Source organism: Bombella saccharophila (assembly GCF_026385475.1).
In the GTDB taxonomy this organism is placed as follows: Bacteria; Pseudomonadota; Alphaproteobacteria; order Acetobacterales; family Acetobacteraceae; genus Bombella; species Bombella saccharophila.
The window spans coordinates 38208-58800 of the sequence record NZ_JANIDW010000004.1; the positions used below are offsets into that span (position 1 = coordinate 38208).

The following is a 20593-nucleotide window of genomic DNA, read 5'->3' on the forward strand; positions in this document are numbered from 1 at the left end:
ACGCGTAACAGGGCTTAGCAGCCTTACACATATTGTACCTGACGCTGTGTCTTTTAACCTTGTAGGAGTGTGGTGCCATTTCCCCCCCCCATGATACAGACCGCCGCAGGACAATCCTGAAAGTAGCCTGTGCTCTGTTGCAAAAACAAGGCTACCATCACACCACAATGGACCATATCGCCCATCACGCAGGGATGTCCAAAAAGACACTCTATCTCTTTTTTCCGTCCAAACGGACACTCATAGAGCAACTTATTTTAGAAGAATTATTTCCCCCTTTAACCCCAGCCCCCCTGCCACAAAACAGTGTTGAGTCTCAATTACGGGAAATAATCTTCCAAATGGCTGAAATTTTCCTCTGTGAAAAACGCCTCAGCCTTCTCCGCACAATTATTGGGGAAACAAACCGCTCCCCCTCCATCCAACAGCTCATGACAGAGCTTTTTCACCTCGCAGGCAGTAAAACGAATATACAAAACTGGCTACAAGCCCAAAAGGAGGCAGGCACCCTCACCTTCGCTAATGCCACCGATGCCGCCGATCATCTCTTTGGCTTGACCATTGGCGGGCCAATGCTCTCCCGCCTCGCCCATTGCGGAGCCGCACGCAACAAGGCCGATTTGCAGCGTTATTTAGAAGAAGGATTGCGCATTTTCCTACATGGCTGCACCCCTCTCCCCCTGTCATAAAAACAGCTTATTATTACGCCTCTGTAATTGGTTATTAAAATCTCGCTTTACCAGTATCATCCATTGGCAAAGCCTTGATGGTTAGCTATAGAATCTATTCGTATAACACATAGCAGACCATACAGGAGCGAAACTCTAGCCCCCCGTACCCCCCGCCGCAAACCGCCCATTGCAGGATGATCGCATGACTACACCCTCCCCTGAGCAAACCACCCCTGAACCGACCTCTACCAGTGAGGAGGGGTATCAGAAGGACCTAAGCCGGCGGCATGTCCAAATGATCGCCATTGGTGGGGCGATTGGTACAGGCTTGTTCCTTGGGGCAGGCTCGCGCCTTCAGGTCGCTGGTCCATCTCTGGCCATCACTTATGCTATTTGCGGCCTTTGCGCTTTTATGATCCTCCGCGCTATGGGCGAGCTTGTGATGTACCGCCCAAGCAGCGGGAGTTTTGTCACCTATGCTCGTGAGTTCCTTGGGGAAGGGGCCGCCTATGCAGCGGGATGGTTCTTCTTCCTCAACTGGGCGATGACGGGCATTGTCGATATTACCGCCATTGCGCTTTACATCCATTACTGGCCCATTTTTGGGGCCATCCCTCAATGGCTGATTGCCCTCGGTGCACTTGTTGTGGTCGGGGCGGTAAACCTTACCGGTGTGCGCTATTTTGGTGAGATTGAATTCTGGTTCTCTCTTGTCAAAGTCCTCACCTTAGTCATCTTCCTCACAGTAGGCGGGTACATCCTTCTTAGCGGCACCCATGTTGGGCCTTACACACCGGGGGTTCATCTCATCACGCAGTCCGGCGGGTTATTCCCCCATGGGGTTGTCGCCTCATTGATGCTCATCCAAGGTGTGATCTTCGCTTATGCCGCAACGGAGCTCATCGGCATTGCTGCTGGGGAGTGCGATAACCCCCGCAAGGTCGTCCCCAATGCTGTTAACAGCGTCATTTGGCGTATTATTTTCTTCTATGTAGGCTCTGTCACCCTGCTCGTCTGCCTCATGCCTTGGTCGGCCTATCATGGTGGGGAAAGCCCTTTTGTGACCTTCTTCCACAAGCTTGGCCTACCTGCCTCTGACAGCATCATGAATTTTGTGGTCCTCACGGCAGCTCTTTCCAGCCTTAATTCCGGCTTATATTCTACAGGCCGCATTTTACGCGCCTTAGCCCTCGGCGGGTCTGCCCCTAGTGCCATGAGCAAGCTCAACCGTAATGCCGTGCCTTATGTCGGCATTGGTGTGACGCTCTTTATCTATCTCGTGGGCGTTTTGATGAACTACCTATACCCCACGCAAATCTTTGAGATTGTATTGAGCATCTCCTCTCTTGGTATTTTGGGTACATGGGCAACCATTCTGCTCTGCCAACTCCGCCTGCATCGGGCCATTAAACGGGGACGGATTGCTGTCACCAGCTTCTCTATGCCCGGTGCCCCTTATACGGGTTGGCTTACACTTGCCTTCCTCTTGCTCGTGCTGGTGATGATGGCGTTTGATTATCCCTCTGGCACCATCACTGTTGGCTCCATCCCCATTCTTGCTCTCATCTTCTATGGCGGGTGGGTCTTGCTCAAACGCAACCAAAAGGAAGAGGATGACGAGCCTACTGAAGCGTCTTAAATCCTCCTTCATTCTCCATAAAAAAGGCCCGATAAGCGCAGCAACTTATCGGGCCTTTTTTGTGCTTATAAAGACCTTCAAATCTCTCTATTAAGCTTACGCATCGAGTTTTCCCCACGCGGCCGCTCTGGTGGTAAATTCTCTCCTGTAACAGAGTAAAAAACACGCTCTGCCATGTTGGTCGCATGGTCACCAATACGCTCCAAATTCTTAGCGATGAACAAAAGTTCGGTACATGCGCGAATATTGCGCGCATCTTCCATCATATACGTCACAAGCTCACGGAAGAGAGCGACATAATGCTCATCCACCCCACGGTCAGCATGCCATACCTCCATCGCCATGTTCGGATCATGCTGGATGACAGCCTCCACCGTGCGGCTTAAATTATCCCGCACAAGACGGCACATACTCCGCAAGCCAGAGAATGAAATCTGAGCTTCACTTGAGGCCGCCTTGATGGCCTTACGCGCAATGGAAGCCGCATAATCACCAATGCGCTCCAAATCTCCAGTGATTTTCAATGCTGCGACAATCTCGCGCAAATCCGCCCCCATAGGGCTCCGCAACGCTAAAAGACGGATCACCAACGTCTCCACATCGCGCTCTAGCTCATCAACCTCTGGGTCACGACGTGTGGCTTCATCCGCTGCGGCTTCATCATGCTCAGCAATAGCCAATAAGGCGAGGCTAACTTGTTCCTCTACAATATGCCCCATCTGCGCTACCATAGCCCGTAGCTGGTCTAACTCCTGCTCGTAGCTTGAGACAATGTGAGAACGCTCATGTGGCATAATCTCTCTCCCTTCCCCGCTTAACCGAATCGACCGGTAATATAATCCTGCGTCTGTTTCTGACGCGGGTTGGTGAAAATACGGTCCGCCGTATCCATCTCAACCAAGCGGCCTAGATAAAAAAACGCCACTTGGTCCGCACAACGTGCCGCCTGCTGCATGTTATGCGTTACAACCACGATAGTGAACTCTTCTTTAAGCTCGTCCAACAATTCCTCAATCCGCGCCGTAGAGATCGGGTCCAAGGCAGAGGTTGGCTCATCTAACAAAAGAACCTCCGGCCGGGTGGCAATACTACGCGCAATGCATAAACGCTGCTGCTGCCCGCCTGATAACCCCGTTGCTGGTGCATGGAGGCGATCACGCACCTCATTCCACAAGGCCACACGTGTGAGAACATCTTGCACACGCTCATCCATCGCAGTACGGCTCAATTTTTCATGCAGACGCACACCAAAGGCAATGTTCTCGTAAATCGACATCGGAAAAGGCGTGGGTTTTTGAAAGACCATCCCAATACGCGCACGCAACATATCAAGACTAATCGAATCGTCTAAGATATTGCGCCCATCAAACATCACCTCCCCCGTTGCCCGTTGGCCGGGATAGAGGTCATACATCTTGTTAAAAATCCGCAACAAGGTGGATTTTCCGCAGCCGCTAGGGCCTATCATGGCAGTAACGCAACGTGCGGGGAAGTCTAACGAAATATCATGCAAAGCATGGTGGGAGCCGTAATAAAAATTAACCCCCCGCACAGCAAGGGCGACCTCCTGAACAGGCTCATCGCCTGATGACCCGGTGAGATGCTCGGTAAATGGCATCGAAGCAGACATCATGAAACTCTCTCTCCTAGACATCAGTGACGGGATGAAAGCCGCACAGTGATATTGATAAGAAGCACGCCAAAGGTCACCAACAAGGCCCCCGTCCATGCCAGCTGCACCCAGTCCTCATAAGAGGCCCCAGCATATTGGTAGATAGCTATTGGCAAGCTCGCCATAGGGCGATTCATCGCTGTGGACATGGTTTGATTGCCCAAGGATGTAAATAAAAGCGGCGCCGTCTCCCCACCCATCCGCGCAAGTGCGAGAAGAATCCCCGTCAGCACACCCTTCCGCGCGGAGCGTAAACAAAGGAAGATAATAACACGCCACCGTGCCGCCCCTAAGGCCGCTCCAGCTTCCCTCATCGCTGTAGGGACGAGTCGGAGCATATCTTCTGTCGTGCGTACAATCAGGGGCAGAGCCAAAACCGCCAAGGCTAATGCCCCTGCTAGGCCAGAGAAATGGCCCATCGGCACGACCAAGAGCTGATAGATGAACAAGCCTATCAAAATGGACGGGGCAGACATCAACACATCCGCTACAAACCGCACCCCACTGGCGAAATAATTCCCCTTCCGCCCATATTCGGAGAGGTAAATCCCACACATCAACCCAACAGGGGCCGCCATCAATAAGGCCAAGCCCGTTTGGATCACGCTGCCGATAATCGCATTGGCTAACCCCCCGCCAGATCCGGGCGGTCCCATTGTACGCGTCAATGTCGCCCAAGAGAGACCCTCTAGCCCATGGCGTAAGAGCGTCCATAAAATAGACACCAGCACGAGCAACAACACACTCCCTGCCGCAACGCTCGCCCCTGTTGCACAATTATTGCATAAACGCCGCCACATAGCCTTACGACTAGGCCGCCAACAATCCCGCGCCATCATAAAGGAGGTAGACTCTACATTATTCATGACCGCTTCCCCCTTAGGCACCGCGCTAATACAAGGCTAACACAGGACAAAACCATCAGGATGAATCCCAACGCCATCAGTGAGGAAAGCCGCAATGACCCCGCCGGACTTTCTGGGAACTGTAGGGCAATCAAAGAGGCCACCGTACTGCGTGGGGCAAAGAGGGACCAGCCAACACTCGTGACGTTACCGATGATAAATGTCACGGCCATTGTCTCACCTAAGGCACGGCCCATCCCCAGCACGATCGCACCAATCATCCCATTACGCGACCATGGCACGACAATCTTGCGCATCATCTCCCAGCGTGTGGCCCCAAGGCCATAAGCACTCTCCCGCAGCATGGGCGGTACAGCCCCAAACACATCCACCATCACAGCAGTGATGAAAGGCGCAATCATCATCGCAAGGATAATACCCGCTGTAACAAGCCCCGTCCCCACAGGCGGGCCTGAGAGAATCGGCCCTAATATGGGTGTATGGCGAAAATGATGATTTAAAAAAGGCTGAACATCACGCGCGATGAAGGGAACAATCGTCTGGAAGCCCCACATGCCAAAGATGATAGATGGCACAGCCGCCAAAAGCTGGATGGTTGTCCCAACAATTGAAGCAAAGCGTGAGGAAGCAATATAGACCAACCAAAAAGCCGTCCCAAACGCCATAGGGACGGCAATCAACATCGCAATAATAGTACTAACAACGGTGCCCAATAACGGGGCCAAAACCCCATATATATCCTTAACGGGGTTCCATGACGTTCGTGTAAAGAAATCAAGCCCAAAGGCGGTAAAAGCCTGCCACCCTCCTGTTGCCATCAACAGGATAAGGCCCCCCAGCGATGCTAATACAAGCACCGCACATACCCAAAGCAACCCATGGAAAATAGTGTCAAACCCAACTCTATGGTGAGAAGAACGCGTTACGGGCGTCATGCGCATCTATCTGGAGCCTTGGCCGTTACAACATCGGCAGCTATCATCGTGATCATAGCCACCTCTAATTCCGTGCATTAACGCCCCTGCCCACAAAGAACAACCGTCTCTTAAAGCGATTGAAGCACTTTCATTCAGAATGACTAGTTTTTTTGTACAGTTCCCTGTAGTTTATGGCAAACTGTCGTCTGTCTGCCACAATTATATTTCACATTGATGACAGACTTTGCTTTTTACGCCTTAACGGGGAGGGGTCTTTGCCTGTCAGCCAGTTTCAGGGTTATGTTGACGCCATAGACACTCACAGCGGCATTATCCGCGGGTGGGCCATCAACTTACGCAACCCGCTCCAACCAGTGCGGTTACATGTCGTTATGGATGGACAGGAGGTCATGCAGGCTCTCTGTGATCTCCCGCGGGAAGATGTCCGCAGCACCTTGCATACCCCTAGCGAAAAACTAGGCTTTCAATTCACTCTACCACCTGCCGCTCTTGATGAGCAGCCTCATGAGATCTCACTACGCTTTGCAGATCGCTCCGCTCTACCCTTTCCTGATAGGCAAGACCCTAACAAAACGCATGACGTTATCTCCTTCATCCACTCATCGCAGATAGAGTATAGAAGTTGCGTTGACGGCCTCCATGAAGGGCTTTTACGTGGTTGGGTTGTAGCCCGCCAACGCCCCAGCGAGCCATGGAGAGGAAATGTCATCATCTCCGTTAAAGCTGATGGGCTCTCACTCGGCACATTCCGCGCAAACCATTATCGTGGCGATGTGGTCGAAGCCCTCCAATGTGAGCCTAATTGCGGTTTTGAAGTCCCCATCCCTCAGCAGTTCCATGATGGCATACCGCATAATTTTAGCGTCACAAGTATCCCCGATAATATCCCCCTAGCGGGCAGCCCCTTAATCACCGCCCTCGTTGATGACCAACTCGCTGCCAAGTTGGTACAAATTGAAAACACGATTGCCAGTCTCCACACACAACTCACCGCTCTACGCCGAGAGACGCATAACCTCATCCCCAAACGTCCGCTCAACCTCCAACATTATGACCGTTGGGCGCGCCGTTATTACACCCATCTAAGCGAGCAAACAGCCCTCCAACGGCAAGCTCATCCTTTAAAAGACACCCCCCTTATTTCCGTCCTTTGTCCCACATGGCGACCAGATGAAGGCGACTTCCGCGCCGCGGTGGACTCCGTACTCGCACAGACCTACCAACAATGGGAATTGATCATTGTCGATGATGGCAGTGCATGCCCCCGTACGACAAAGCTTATCCAAGATTATTGCAAAAACGATAAACGTATTCGCTCTGTCGTCCTACCGAAGAATCAAGGCATTGCCGGGGCTACTAATGCAGCAATCAAAGCTGCGCGCGGGGCGTATATCGCCTTTTTTGATCATGATGACCTCCTCGTCGATGTCGCCTTAGAGCGCATGGTCCGCGCAGCACTCACAACGGGGGCCAAGCTCCTCTATTGTGATGAAGATAAAATAGATGCAGCTGGCCATTTTTTAGAGCCTAACCTCAAACCGGATTATGATTATCGCTATCTATTAGGCTGTAATTATATTTGCCATCTCACTGTTATGGAGGCCGAGCTTGTCCGTAAGATCGGCCCGCTAGAAGGGCAGTATAATGGCGCGCAAGACCATGACTTCCTTCTGCGTGCGGTGGAGCTCATCCCCCGAGAGGCCATCCATCATGTCCCAGATATTTTGTATCATTGGCGTAAAACACCTAACTCTACAGCCAGTAATATCGGTAATAAAAGCTACGCTGTAAAAGCAGGCACGGACTGTGTCGCCGCACATCTTCACCGTCGGAAGATCAAAGCGACTGTATCATCCATTGATCGCCTAAGCCTTTACGCCATCCAATGGCCTTTCCGTAAACAACCCTCTATCAGCATTATCATTCCCTTCCGCGATCAATTAGAGATGACGCGTAATTGCGTTGACTCCCTTCTCACCTCACAAAAATATCGTAAATTTGAGATTATCCTTGTTGATAATTTCTCCGTTGAGAAAGCCACACTTTCTTGGCTGGAGAGTATCCAACGCCATAAACAAGTATCCGTCTTACGGGTGGAAGAGCCTTTTAACTACGCACGGCTCAATAACCTTGCCGCGCGTCAAAGCAAAAGTGATCAACTCCTTTTCCTCAATAACGACGTCATCATCACCCAACCCGACTTCCTGACCCACATGGTCCATGAGACACTCGCCTCCCCAACAGTCGGGGCCGTGGGGGCACGGCTTTTATACCCTAACGGGACAATCCAACATGCTGGGGTCGCTGTCGGGCCGGATGTTATTGGGGTGCATGTTCATCGTCTCCAACCCAATACGGATTTTGGCTATATTGGTCGTATCCGCTTACCCCATGAGGTTACAGCTGTAACCGGGGCGGCTCTCATGGTCCCTCGTACTCTTTTTGAAGAGCTTGATGGCTTTGATGAAACCTACCTTGCCGTCGCTTATAATGATGTTGACCTTTGTTTAAAAATTCGTGCCAGCGGTCATACCATCATCTACTGCGCTATGGCAGAAGCTGTCCATCATGAAAGCTACTCCCGTGGCAGTGATGATCGCCCCGAGCATGAGGCCCGCTTCTTCCACGAAAAACAAGTCATGCTTGAACGCTGGAAAGAAAATTTACTCTTTAAAAATGATCCAGCATACCCACATTACTTCAGACAGGACCTGCGGACCTTCTTTGACCTCCGCAACCCAGAGGATTTATAATCTAAAGGGTATGAGGAAGAAGCCTGGGAGAAGTTCCCGCCCGGTTTCTGAGCGTTCTCCTCCTCTTTTAGGGGGAAACCGACACCATATAAGGAGTGTTACGATGAGCAAGATCAACCACTTTCACACAAGCAACAACACACCAGACAACACAAAGAGCGTCTCTATCGAGACTCTTAATGCCCGTCTGGCAGACCTAATCGACCTCGCCTTAGTCACCAAGCAAGCCCATTGGAACCTCAAAGGGACAAACTTCATCGGTGTGCATGAAATGCTCGATGGCTTTCGTAGCGGGCTTGATGGCTTTATCGACACTGCTGCAGAACGTGCTGTGCAGCTCGGCGGTGTTGCTTTGGGGACAGTTCAGGCCGTACATAGCCACACAAACTGCGCCCCCTATCCAACAGAAATCTTCACTGTATTGGACCATGTTAAAGCCTTAGCAGAGCGTTATGGTGTTGTTGCCAACAAAATCCGCGATGCCATTAAGACAACGGCCGAGGCTGGCGATGATGATACAGCTGACCTCTTTACAGAGATCTCCCGCGGCTTGGATAAAAACCTCTGGTTCCTAGAGGCTCACCTCCAGGCTGAAGCAGGTCCGCGCTAATAGCCGTACCTCAAAAAAAGGGGCCGTTATAACCTGGCCCCTCTTTATTAAAAAAGGCGTGCTCCCCAACGAGGGACACGCCTTTTTTATAAGGTCGTCTTAAAGCGATAACGCCAAATGCTGTCGAGCAAAATAGAAGGGATCCTCCTCTAAAACATCCTTTACACGCCGCCCATCTGCCAACACATCAGTCTCTTGAGCAAGATCAGCAGGCATAAAATCTTTCCGCCACTCACCCACAGCAACATCTTCAGGAAGAAGAGCGGAGGAAGGCTCAGGCTCTACCAATTGTTCTGGCTGCAAGGGCCCTTCCTCGCCCCCTTGAAAGGGCTCCCCCAAACCCAGACAATCTATAATCGCGCGGAAATCATCATCCGCTAATCGACCGGGCACAGCACCCCGTTCACGCTGAACAATCCAATCCTTCGTCAGGTCATAAAGCGCATTTCTAATTGGCCTATCCTCATAGGACCCCAGCTGCATAGCCTGCCAATGAGAATACGCAGCCCCTACCAATTGCGCACAATCTTCCTCTGTTAATTTCTGTGGTGCAGAAGAGGCCGATTTTTTAACAACCCATCCACCGGCTAACTTCAACAAAGCCGCTTTATCTATATCGAGCATCTTATATCGCCTCCCGGCCTGTCATCCTGCATATGAGTGCTTCATATTGAGCCAAATACTGCTCCATATCCAATAACTTTTCTGCCTTTTGGCGTACATTATAGCTCAGTCGTTCCCCTAATGTACGGTTTTCCAAAAGATTCAACACAGCGTCACTTAACGCCTCTGGCTTTAAAAACGGCACCAAAAGCGCCGTTTCCTGGTGCGTTAGATACTCCTGCACAGGGGCTGTATCACTTGCTACCAAGGGGCACCCTAATGCCATTGCCTCCCGCAATGACCATGACAATACAAAAGGATAGGTCAAATACACATGTGCATCCGAGCGTTGTAAAACACGAATCATCTGCTCCCGCTCTAGCCAGCCTACAAAATGAATCCGCGAAAGGTCTAACTGGCCCTCAAGTTCTTTTAACATCGTCTCACGCCAGTTTCCCCCACCAATAGGCGGTACACCGTAACTCACCTCATCCCCGCCCATAAGGATCACTCGGCAATCCGGTCGTGCCTTTAATAAAGCTGGTAGAGCACGCATCATACTATGGAAACCACGATAAGGCTCTAAATTACGCGCAGCATATGTCACGAGCTTTTCATACGGGGCCACCCTCACCGTACCAAGCTGGAAAGGCTTTTGCCGGATTGTGGGGTCAGGACGGCACTGCGTTAAATTCACACCCTCATCTAACAAAATCAACTTATCCTGCGCCCAGTCTGGATAAGTTGCCTTCTGAAAATGTGTAGGCGTTTGCCCCAACCCCGGCCCCGCTAGCGCCTGGAGGTTGACCGCATTTTTACACCGCACCAATAACCCAGCATTCTCCGGCATGGGAAACTCTGGATCAAACCCCGTATCGCGCCCTGTAAGGCCATAATAAAATTCAAAATACCCTAATAAAGGGACACCGGGGAAAACAGCATCTAAATTTAAAAGCTCTCCCCAACCGTGATGGCCAATAATAATATCAGGCTGGAAGCCTAAATCCTTTAAAGAACGCGCAACAGCTGCAATCGCCTCTGCCCGGCGAATAGCATAGTCAAACTCCCCTACAAAAGGATGAGCCTTTCCCCGCTCAACCTCTGGCAAGCGATATAATACGCGACGCACCCCCGGAATATCCGGCCCTTTACCCGCTGTAATAAACACAACATCATGTTCCGGCTTACGGCCAAGACGAGCCACGATATGGGCATATTGTGCCGGGAAACTCTGATGAACAAAAAGAAAACGCACCCGCTCCCCCAATCAACCTTGGGTTATTACGCTTTAGAAGAACGAGTCCGCGTATTCGTACCACCTTGCTTAATCGCTTTCCCCTCCCCTGCGGTGGAGGAAGCCTTTACACTCTTCCGCTGTCGTAGCGGAACAAAACTCACGCAAAACGCTTCCAGCGGGGCAAGGCTCTCTGCCTGCAAAGCATCATCCTCTCCCTCAGTCAGAGTGCTTTCCGTCCCATCGGTAAAACATGCCGTCAGCTCAAGCGACCAGTTTTGCGCTGCTGCCTCCTTCAACCGGACACGTAACCCAAGAATCGGCAAAGACATCCCACGTGAACCGCAGAACTGTCCGCCCTCAGCCCATGGTGACAACCATCCACGCCCTAGCACAGCCTGATATTCTATATCACTCGCCTTAATATCATCCCCAGATGGTGTAATGGAGAAACCCTCAACCCACCTCTTACTATCTTTTTTACCGACCCATTCTCCCACGGCACAGCCCACATCACCACGCCGCTGCACATGCGCAATTACCTCATGCGTACCCTGCCCCGCAGCCCCAGAGACAGATGCCCGGCCTGTACCAGCCTCTCCCGTTGCAATTGAGGCCACATTCTCCCCAGCTACCTGCCCAGCAGGAACCCCACCAATAAGACGAATGACCTGCAAGCGCGGGGCTTCCCCCCCTGTTTGACCATCCTGATAGGTCGTCACCATAATGCCAGCAGGACCACGACGAATACGCACCAACGCCGCACTATTAGCCGCCCCCATCCAGCCATCCTCTGCAAAGGTTACAACCTCCACAGCATCCTCAGGAGAACCCGGCGCACGCGATATCCGAATCCCCGGCAATCCACTCGGCCCTGCCTCCATCTGCCCTGGCGCATGGAACACACAAAACACCCCCGCATCCAACGTCATCACGTGCGCACCTGCCTTCAGATCCGTTATATGATGACGGGGTTGGTCTTTCTCTGTATCGGGCATGTTTTCTCCAGTAGGCCGAGACTACAAAAATGCAGAACCTATTTGCATAGAACCGCTTGAAATGTCACTGTTAAGGTACCTTATTTTAAGCTATTCTGCAAAACACACCTCTAAAGCTCATTCTCACTATCGTCCTAGTGCCATAAAGAGGGCTGCCAGCCGGTCAACTGGCAGGCCCAAGGGCACGACACGCCCCCAATCTGGCCCTGCTCGTTTTATCCGTTCAGCAGCCGCCCCAATATCAAACCCTATGACAGCCAACCCTGCCCTCCATAACCATCCTAGCGCATAACACCAGGTTTCTGGCGCGATAGAGGGCAAAAAGCCTATGTCAGCCCCACTCTCTCGGATAAGCGCATACGTATCTACATCCTCGTAAGAGCCAGTCACCTTTATCCCAGCCTTTAGCAGACTCTCATCATCATGAGTGCCGCCAATCACTGTTAGCCGCAATGGAAGATTATGCTGCTGAATATAATGACCTAGTGTCAAAACTATGTCATAACCCTTCCAACGACTAATACCCCCTAAGATAATAACCTGTAGAGGCCGTTCTTTCACAATAAAGTGATTGTGACGCAATGGACCAGGTGCGGAGCATATTTGCTCATCATCCTCTAAAGATTCTCTCTCGACCGGATTATTAATTGATATATGACGTTCTAGTCGCTTTGCAGCATCTTCACTAGGGGCCACAACCCGGCTTGCTTCATTCAGCTCTTTCGTCGAGCGCGCAATTAAATCAGGTAGGCTAATTCCTACCTCTGCTGGGGCATCACCTCGCGCTAGACAAGCGGCGCATCCCGTTAAAGACGGTTCTCCGCAATAACGGCCCTCTTCATTTAACAAAGCAATACGCGGGCAAAACCAAATGTGATCATGAACATACACTTCATAAGGCACATCCAGCTTATGATGTAACTGCCGCATAGCAGGTTCATGGCCCAACAAATGATGCCAAAAAACGCGCACCACCCCCATTGCCTGCAAAAACGCTACTAAGATGGGATATTCTTCTGGCAAACAAAATATCAGATTAGGGGCCTCCACCCCGTCTATAGGGCTAACAATCCGACATCCTTCTTGCGTGGGCTCTATAATAAAGGGCAGCACATCATTTTTACTTAACCGAGTCGCATGTTCTTTTGTAGCACGCGCGACACCCCCACCACCCCGATGTTGGAGCAACACCACCGCACTGGAAAAACGCGCCCGATGCTGGGCCATGCGCTGCCAATCCAACTGCCTCCAGAAAACACGCAGCGGCTCCGCCTGCTTCCACCGCTGGATCGCTGCATCATAACCGGGATAAAGGCGATTCAGAATCGTAAGATTCCGCTGCAAAAGCGGGCTGCCTTCGGCCCCAAAAGAGCCATGACCATAATGCAGAACATACACATCCGCCCCCACAAGATGCGTAAAACCTGCCTCACTAGCCCTTAGGCAAAAATCATTTTCCTCCCCATAACCTTGCGCAAAATACGCCCCCCGTAATCGTCCTACCGCTTTAAGACACGCAGCCGAAACAGCCATGCAAAACCCATTTGCTGTCGGTAAGCTCACATGAAGTGGCATGGCCTCCGCTTGTTGTTGGCACAACGCATCTAGCGCGGCGGCTTCTTGCACAGATGGAGCGGGATTGTCACGATTCGGCACCGGGTAAGAGGTCAACCCGCCCGCATTAGAGAGCGGCGTGACCGTCCCCACCCCCGCTTGGCCCAACCAACGGCGCAATCGTTCTACCCACGGGCCAAAGACAAGCGTATCGCTATTAAGCCAAATGACATCCCACCCCTCTGGCACCAAAGCAAGGCCGGTATTAATGCTCTCCACAAACCCTTGATTACGCTCATGACGCTTAATCAGCACACGCCCCTCTTGTGCGAGAGAGAGGAGATACGTACGCAAAGCTGCCTCTGGAGACGCATCATCGACAATAATAACCCGGCATGAAGGGGGAATGGTCGCTAACACGCTCTCTACACAAGCTTGCACCATAGCTTTATCCCGATAAACAGGGATAATCACCGCGCATCCCGCTGCTACCGTGCTTTGCTGCCCCTTACCCACATGCTTACGCGCCTTCCGGCAACCTTCCCGCGTCCAGCCTTTCCGCTTATTCCCAGTAGATGAGGGCGATTGCATCAACTGCACAAGGGCCGGGTCTAACGGCGCGCCCTGTAACAACCTGCCATAACCATCATAAAAGCCCGTCCGCTTTACCGCTAAGTCTGGCCATGCCTCATAGGGAAGGTAAAACCCATAAGGACGCTGCAAAAGAGCCGTGCTGCTAAAGCCCTCCGCTAGCCCCTCTATCTTTATCGGTGTTTTATGACCATCCACCCTAATAGTGGGCACAGCCCCCGGCTCTCCGGGGTACCATAACCATCCGCGTACCCCTTGGGCCTCTGGCGTGATGAGGGAATGACAGCGTATCACGGCCTGAAGGTCAATCTGGCCTCCTAACACAGTATGGCCATCACAAATAAGATGGAGGCGTTCCCCACGCCACCACGGGCCTTTCTGTTGAGGGACATGCTCTGCGAGGTCATACATACCGCTAGAGAACGGCCCTAAAGGGGCATCATCTAAAAACACCGTCACCGGTTCTCTAACGCGCAGCCATAACACCCCCGCGCACGACAATGATGCCCATCCAACAGCCTTTATAGAGGCCGCAATGCCATCCATTAACACATCATGCCCGACCCCAAGGCTATTACGCGCTAAGACCTGCCCTATAACATGGGCTGCCTCCACAGCTTGCCCGCTGCGCCACAACACACCTGCAAGGGCAAGACCAGCCTCCCTAACCCCACACCGCTTCCATATTCTCATTAACCGTGGGAGGGCCCACCCTATATCGCCACCTTCCAATAAAGCCACAGCATAGGTGAAGCTAACCGTATCATCCCTGCCCGATAGACGCTCCGCCCGCCCTAACCAAAACAAGCCTTCCTCTCGCGCACCCCGCCTTAAACACTCAACCCCTTGGTCAAACATTCTATGCAGCTCACGCATATGCTGCGCTTGCCAGCGGGCTTCCTCCTGCGGGGTGCAAAAACGACCATATCCCGGAATGAACGTATTTGGTGTTTTCACGATGCTGTATAATCTACCGCATGAGACGATGCGGTTTGAATCTCCTCTAGCAAGCGTTTCGCCCGCTCGATACCCTGCTGTGCCGCTTGGCCAAGCCAGTAGCGGGCCTGCTCTTCATCCTTCTCGCCTCCTAGCCCTTTCAACAAATAACGCCCTAACATCATCTGCCCTAAACCGTGGCCCCGTTGTGCTGCCTCCTCAAAATAATGCCGCGCACGGGGAAGGTCGGCAGGGACGTTGTGCCCACCCCCATACATCGCTCCAAGGGAGAAATACGCCTCTACCAAGCCACCCTCTGCCGCCTGATGGTACAGCTCCAACGCGCGGGCATGGTCTTTAATCCCCCCGACCTGCCCCGTCACAAAAATCTGCGCCACGCTCGCACAAGCCTCTGGCATCCCTTGCCGCGCCGCTTTTTCCATCCACATCAACCCGTAACGCTGATTCCTAGTAACGCCACGCCCCTCAAACAGCATACGGCCATACCAATATTGAGCATTTACCACGCCCTCCCGTGCAAGGCCGAACCAATAAAACGCATTTGTCTCATCAGCAGACGCCCCGATCCCTTGGGCTAAACACACACCAAGGTTGAAAGCACCTAGCAGATCACCCCCTTCAGCTTGCCGCCGTAAACGCTTTTGGAGGTCAAAGCGTTCTTCATCAGGACGAGACACACCAGCGAGAACGAGATTACCAAAATCGGCATCCGCACGGTGATCTCCTCGCATAGCGGCGAAATTAAACCAATAAGCCGCCTTCTCCTCATCCCGTACAACGCCCGTCCCAGTCAGATACAGCACGGCCAGCACACGCGCAGCGGGGGTATGATTTTGCTCTGCTGCAAGCTCGTACCATCGAGCCGCCTCCGCAGGGCGATGGAGAAAATCTTCCCCACGAATATATAAATCCCCCAGCAAAGCCGCAGCTTCAGGATCGCCACCATAGGCCGCACGACGCAGCCAACTTTCCGCCTGTACAAGGTTTACATCAACACCAACACCCTTAAGCAGCATCAACCCATAACGCGCTTGGGCCGAAGGTATCTCTAGCTCTGCGGCCTTGCCATAATATGTGGCCGCTTTCTCAGCATCGCGCGGTTGGCCTCCAACGCCATGCTCATAAAGCCAGCCCATCGCTGCACTCGCAATACCAACGCCGCTATCTGCCGCACGCTGAAGAAGAGCAATCGCATAAGCACGCTGGCTATCATCCACCGCGTCGTCCAGCAAAATAAGGCCCAACCCCAAGGCCCCTTGCATAGACCCACCCCGTACGGCCTCCCCGTACCAGTGGCGCGCCGCTGCACGATCCTGCACCTCCTCGGGACCGTGGTTAAAAATATGCCCTAATAGCGCTTGAGATTCGACATGGCCCGCCGCCGCTCCATGCTCTGCCCAAAAACGCGCTTGTACAAAATCCGGCTCATATGGGTCTGCCTCATCCTCATAAGCAGCCGTATTATACAGCCCTTCATCCACCGAGGCAGGTGCCCTCGGGTCAAACTCTTTCGGCAAACCCATGGCAAATAAGGTTGCCAAAGTAAAACAGGCATCTGCCATCCCAGAGCGGGCAGCACGATAAGTCCAACGGGCTCCTTCCTCCAACGAGGCTGGCGTCCCTTGCCCTGCCAAATAACATTGCCCCACCCGGTAAGCAGCCTCTGGCACACCAGAGCTTGCTAACCGTGCCAGTAAAGAGAAGGCCTGTGGCGCTCTCCCCTGCTCTTGCAACCGTTTTGCACGGTTCAGCTTACGGGGGACAGAGTCAAGAAATGCAAATCGGCGCGCCATACGTGCAAGGCCTCCCTTTAGGAAGGCTCTTTCATACCGTCTGTCGCAACAGGTATGGCACGACTAAACAGATATTCCAAAATAGTCCGTTTACCGACATCAATATCAGCCGAAACAGGCATACCCGGGCTCGGATGGAAAAAGGAAGGTTGGCCATGGAGGGTATATTTATCAATCTTCAACCGGACACGATAGAAAATCGCAGCCCCGCCGCCTTTTATCAAAGCGGACGGATCAATCCCTGCGCGAATATTTCCTTCCACCATCTCCGGCGGCAAAAATGTATCGGCACTGATAAGACGAACCGTCCCCTTAGCCCCACCATATTGCGCGTAAGGAAAACTTGCGAATTTAACAATCGCATGATGTCCTTCCCGCACATACGCACTATCTTGCGGGCTCATAATCGCTTCGACCTCCATCCCTGTATCGGTTGGCTCTAACGTCACAACCCTTACAGAAGGCGAAACCATTGCTCCGACAGAAATAGGGGCGATTGTTAGGACAATCCCATTGGCAGGCGCACGGAGGTCGATATCCTTTTGCGCCTCACGCCCCCTGCGATACTGGCTTCTCATTTGGTCTAATCGCCGCTCGCTAAGAACAAGCTGATTATATATGCTAACCTTCCAAGACTGCACATAACTATCCCGCTGCGCTTGGAGGGCAACAAGGCGATTTTGCGTCCCCCCCACATCTTGCTGCGCAGCAATGAGCAGTCGCTCGGTATCCATCACCGCATCCTGCGCGCCCAACGTGGACAAGCGAGAACCTACAGCCTCCTTTTGCTCACGCTGGCGCATGTCTAACACAGCCTGTGTTACACGCAGCTTGCTGCTATACATCGCCACATTGCCCTTGGCCGCTTGTAGGTCATTCTGCATCCCGGCAATACGACGATCATAATCCTGCAAATGCGCTTGGTAATCAGCCTGCATTTTTAGGAATACGTCCTCTTGCTGAAGAGACGCCGGCACATTCATATCAACATGGTAAGTCTGATTATTCGCCTGCGCTTTCAGCCGAGCTACCTCAGCTTGGAGAGAGAGCATCTGGGCGGAAAGATTCTCCATATCCACATCGCTCAATGTCGGGTCCAACCGGGCCATAATCTGCCCTTTACGAACATATTGCCCCACACTGACATTAATGGATTTTACACGCCCAGAGCCACTTGGCTGTACAATGACAATTGGCTCTGTTGAGATAAGCCGACCTGTTGCCGTCACCACCTTATTGACTGGGAAAAGCCCCATCGCCGCAACAGATGCCAACACCAATGAACCCACAATCCACACAATATAACGGGCTGATGCCGTCATGGGCATATTTACAAGCCCTAATGTCGGAGAGTGGAACTCTAACAACGCAACAGGCATATCATGAGGTGCGAAAGGATCATCCGCTTTACGCGGGCCTTGGGCATGACCATCCTCCACCGGGACAGTTGCCGCATTCTCTTCCCGCTGAGAGTTAGGGCTGGTCTCTTTAGGATCGCTCATCATTCCTGTCCTTCTGCGGGCTGGCCAGTCTCAGCCCGCGCTCCACGCGCGGAGGCTGACTGCGATTGGTCAAGATGGCGATTCTGCTGTAGCCAGAGCGTCCGATAGACATCACACCGCTCCAACAAGGTTTCATGCGGCGCAATATCCACGACACGCCCTTGGTCCAGCACAGCAATTTGATCGCACGTCACTAAAGAAGAAAGACGATGCGAGACAATCACCATCGTCCGTCCCTTTGCCAGATTTTGTAAGTTCGCATTCACCAACGCTTCTGATTCAGGGTCCAGAGCCGATGTCGCCTCATCCAAAATCATCAATTTAGGGTCAGAAATTACAGCGCGCGCAATCGCCAAACGCTGCCGTTGGCCGCCGGAAATATTGGTAGAGCCTTCCTCAATCCATGTCTCATACCCAGCGGGCATACGCTCAATAAATTCTTCCGCACCAGCAAGGCGGGCTGCACGGATAACATCATCTAAGGTCAAACCCGGCCGCCCTGCGGTAATGTTGTCGTGGATTGTCCCACGGAAGAGGAAGTTATCCTGCAATACAACGCCAAAAGAGCGTCGCAAATAATGCAGATTAATCTCACGCAGATCGACCCCATCAAGGCGAAGATACCCTTGATAATTACGGCTAACCCCCTGCAACAAACGCGTGATGGTCGATTTACCCGAGCCAGACCGCCCCACAAGCCCCAGCATCGTCCCCGCCGGTATATTAAAGTTAACATCCACAAGGGCCTTATTCGCCGCCCCAGGATAGGTAAAGTTGACGTTATCGAAACTAAGAGCCCCTTTAATGGGCGGGCGCATACCGTGCGTTAGGGCGTATGTCTCTGTCGGTTGGTTGAGCACCGCCCCAGCCTCACCCAGCGAGACAGTGACTTCATTGATAGATTCCATCAACTTAGCCAAACTCACCAACGGGGCAGCTACACGACCACCGAGCATCATAAAGGCCATAAGCGCACCGCCCTGCATCGTGTCAGAATCGGTCAGCACCAAATAAGCCCCTACGAGAATAATCCCACGATTAATGAACATATTGAGCGGCTGCACCAATGTGTTCACCCAGTTGGAGAGACGTTGCGAGGCTAAGCGCCAATGGATGACAGTTGCCGTCCGATTATCCCATTCAGCCCGTCTTGTAGCCTCCAACGCCAAGGTTTTCACTGTTCGAATCCCAGCCACTGTCTCATATAGCGTGGCCCCGCGCTGCATCTCTGCCCGCACCATCTTCCCAGCAACACGGCTGACAACAGGTAGCATAATGACAACAATCAGCCCGATGCCCCCAGCACACAGCAGGGTCAACCACGCCATGGTGGAGCTCATATAAAAGAGAACGGGCATCACAACCATCAGCATGAACATATCAAGCAGAGTGTTCATCACCTGCCCGGTCATGAAGTCACGCACTTTAAAGATGGAATGGAAGCGACCGAGCACCTCACCAGCCTGTTGCCGCTCATAAAACTCCAACGGCAGAGCCAACAGACGGTTAAACGCATGGAGGGAGATACGCGCATCTATCCTCGTCGTCACGACAAGTGTTAACTCCTGCCGCGCATAACTCAGCAAAATTTCATACAGGCTAAGAATCAACACAAAACCACTTAGCGACACCAATGTCGCCATAGAGTGATAATTAATAACCCTATCAATCACCTGCATGACAATCATCGCAGGGAACAGCCCCAAAACGCTGAGAATCATAGAGGCAAATATAATATCCCGCAGGCCCTTCTTTTCCCGCAGGACCATCTTGGCAAACCAATAGAAGTCGAACACCGCATCGGATTCTGACTCATCTGTTCGCCGTTTAATAAGGACAACATCACCCGTCCAAAGCTGCATCAACCGCAGCTCATCAATCGGGACAGGTGGCTCGCCTTCCCCTTTAAGCGGGTCACGCAACCAGACGATGCCTTGCTCTGGGTCTGTGCGGACCAACAACCCAGCAGACCCATCACGGAAGAGCAATACTACCGGCGGTGTATATCCCAGCTTAACAAGATAACGCCACCGCAGGCGCATCCCTTTAGCAACAGCTCCATAATCACGCAGCCAACGCACCAGCGTCGCTGGAGAGGGAGACGCCTCCCCCGGCTCTGCCGCAAAATCGCGTAGGTCGAGCTCGATCCCGTGGTAACGGGCTGCCGCCATTACAGCGCGCAGGCGAATATAAACCGGGTTTATCCGCTCCG

At 52.4% G+C, this 20593-nt stretch carries 15 protein-coding genes; 4 read left to right on the forward strand and 11 right to left on the reverse strand.

Annotated features, from left to right (window positions below; translation table 11 throughout):
• The first annotated feature begins 116 nt into the window (after nt 1-116).
• Nucleotides 117-689 carry a TetR/AcrR family transcriptional regulator gene (locus NQF64_RS08105; RefSeq protein ID WP_266107062.1) on the forward strand — a complete coding sequence of 191 codons (573 nt, stop codon included), beginning with the start codon at nt 117-119 and terminating at the stop codon, nt 687-689.
• A gap of 184 nt (nt 690-873) precedes the next feature.
• Nucleotides 874-2310: an amino acid permease gene (locus NQF64_RS08110; RefSeq protein WP_266107036.1), complete on the forward strand. Its 1437-nt coding sequence runs from the start codon at nt 874-876 to the stop codon at nt 2308-2310.
• Between the two features lie 77 nt (nt 2311-2387).
• Here the strand turns inward: NQF64_RS08110 and phoU are convergent, their stop codons facing one another.
• The 4 genes from phoU to pstC form a co-directional block, all read right to left on the reverse strand.
• A complete protein-coding gene (gene phoU, locus NQF64_RS08115; protein WP_099027497.1) occupies nt 2388-3104 on the reverse strand; it encodes a phosphate signaling complex protein PhoU in 717 nt (238 codons plus the stop codon).
• 20 nt (nt 3105-3124) lie between these two features.
• Nucleotides 3125-3928, reverse strand: a complete 804-nt coding sequence (pstB, locus tag NQF64_RS08120) for a phosphate ABC transporter ATP-binding protein PstB (protein WP_099027527.1) — start codon at nt 3926-3928, stop codon at nt 3125-3127.
• Between the two features lie 35 nt (nt 3929-3963).
• Complete coding sequence (gene pstA, locus NQF64_RS08125) at nt 3964-4782, reverse strand: phosphate ABC transporter permease PstA (RefSeq protein WP_266107063.1); 819 nt, start codon at nt 4780-4782, stop codon at nt 3964-3966.
• 62 nt (nt 4783-4844) lie between these two features.
• Entirely contained in the window at nt 4845-5789 is a 945-nt protein-coding gene (gene pstC, locus NQF64_RS08130) for a phosphate ABC transporter permease subunit PstC (RefSeq protein ID WP_266107037.1), read from the reverse strand.
• A gap of 167 nt (nt 5790-5956) precedes the next feature.
• Between pstC and NQF64_RS08135 the strand changes: the two genes are divergently transcribed.
• Both NQF64_RS08135 and dps read left to right on the forward strand, forming a co-directional pair.
• Nucleotides 5957-8539 carry a glycosyltransferase family 2 protein gene (locus tag NQF64_RS08135; protein WP_266107038.1) on the forward strand — a complete coding sequence of 861 codons (2583 nt, stop codon included), beginning with the start codon at nt 5957-5959 and terminating at the stop codon, nt 8537-8539.
• Between the two features lie 103 nt (nt 8540-8642).
• Nucleotides 8643-9149 (forward strand): DNA starvation/stationary phase protection protein Dps, encoded by a 507-nt coding sequence (dps, locus tag NQF64_RS08140; protein ID WP_099027500.1) that lies wholly within the window; start codon nt 8643-8645, stop codon nt 9147-9149.
• 99 nt (nt 9150-9248) lie between these two features.
• On the opposite strand, the gene NQF64_RS08145 is transcribed toward dps, so the two are convergent.
• The 7 genes from NQF64_RS08145 to NQF64_RS08175 all read right to left on the reverse strand — a co-directional run bounded on the left by NQF64_RS08145 (nt 9249) and on the right by NQF64_RS08175 (nt 20552).
• Nucleotides 9249-9773 (reverse strand): hypothetical protein, encoded by a 525-nt coding sequence (locus tag NQF64_RS08145; RefSeq protein ID WP_266107039.1) that lies wholly within the window; start codon nt 9771-9773, stop codon nt 9249-9251.
• 1 nt (nt 9774) lies between these two features.
• Entirely contained in the window at nt 9775-11007 is a 1233-nt protein-coding gene (locus NQF64_RS08150; protein WP_266107040.1) for a glycosyltransferase, read from the reverse strand.
• A 26-nt stretch (nt 11008-11033) separates the two neighbouring features.
• A complete protein-coding gene (locus tag NQF64_RS08155) occupies nt 11034-11984 on the reverse strand; it encodes a hypothetical protein (RefSeq protein ID WP_266107041.1) in 951 nt (316 codons plus the stop codon).
• Nucleotides 11985-12110: 126 nt separating this feature from the next.
• Complete coding sequence (locus tag NQF64_RS08160) at nt 12111-15086, reverse strand: glycosyltransferase (protein WP_266107042.1); 2976 nt, start codon at nt 15084-15086, stop codon at nt 12111-12113.
• Entirely contained in the window at nt 15083-16879 is a 1797-nt protein-coding gene (locus tag NQF64_RS08165) for an SEL1-like repeat protein (RefSeq protein WP_266107043.1), read from the reverse strand. The genes NQF64_RS08160 and NQF64_RS08165 overlap by 4 nt, the downstream gene beginning before the upstream one ends.
• A gap of 17 nt (nt 16880-16896) precedes the next feature.
• Nucleotides 16897-18384: an HlyD family type I secretion periplasmic adaptor subunit gene (locus tag NQF64_RS08170; protein WP_099027506.1), complete on the reverse strand. Its 1488-nt coding sequence runs from the start codon at nt 18382-18384 to the stop codon at nt 16897-16899.
• Nucleotides 18381-20552 (reverse strand): peptidase domain-containing ABC transporter, encoded by a 2172-nt coding sequence (locus NQF64_RS08175; RefSeq protein ID WP_099027529.1) that lies wholly within the window; start codon nt 20550-20552, stop codon nt 18381-18383. Before NQF64_RS08175 ends, NQF64_RS08170 begins: the two co-directional genes overlap by 4 nt.
• Between the last annotated feature and the right edge of the window lie 41 nt (nt 20553-20593).